1 protein-coding gene is annotated in these 646 nt (G+C 45.0%); it reads left to right on the forward strand.

Annotated features, from left to right (window positions below; all coding sequences use genetic code 11):
- Nucleotides 1-46: 46 nt before the first annotated feature.
- Nucleotides 47-646 (forward strand): MotA/TolQ/ExbB proton channel family protein (locus A3762_RS20380; RefSeq protein WP_068757373.1); only part of this gene is annotated, 600 nt, incomplete at its 3' end.

The following is a 646-nucleotide window of genomic DNA, read 5'->3' on the forward strand; positions in this document are numbered from 1 at the left end:
CTGTTATAAAAAAATTAAAGCGGCCTCGCTTCTTAGGAGAACCTCTGTGTTAGATCTATTAAAGCCCGGTGGGATTATTATGTTCCCGCTATTGCTTTGTTCTGTTTTAGCCTTAGCAATTATTATTGAACGATTCTGGACTTTACGTGCTAATCGCCTCGCTCCGAAAGCGCTTGTTAATGATTTGTGGGGCTGGATTAAACGCAAAGAATTAGACTCTAAAAAGCTTCGTGAATTGAAAGAAGCTGCGCCGATCGGCCGAATTTTAGCTGCGGGTCTAGTGAATGCGAAACATGGCCGCGAAGTCATGAAAGAAAGCATTCAAGAAGAAGCGAGCCATGTCGTGCATGAAATGGAACGTTTCTTAACGGGTCTTGGTACTGTAGCTGTGATCACGCCCCTACTTGGTTTGTTAGGAACCGTTATCGGTATGATCAAGGTTTTTGCTCAATTACAATTAGAGGGTGCTGGTAACGCTGCAGCGCTTGCAGGTGGTATTTCGGAAGCACTGATTACGACGGCAGCCGGTTTGACTGTCGCTATTCCAGCATTGATCTTCCACCGTTATTTCCTACGACGTGTTGACGAAATTGTGATAGACATGGAACAAGACGCATTGCGCCTTGTAGAGATTGTTCACGGTGAG

This window comes from Oleiphilus sp. HI0125, from assembly GCF_001635355.1.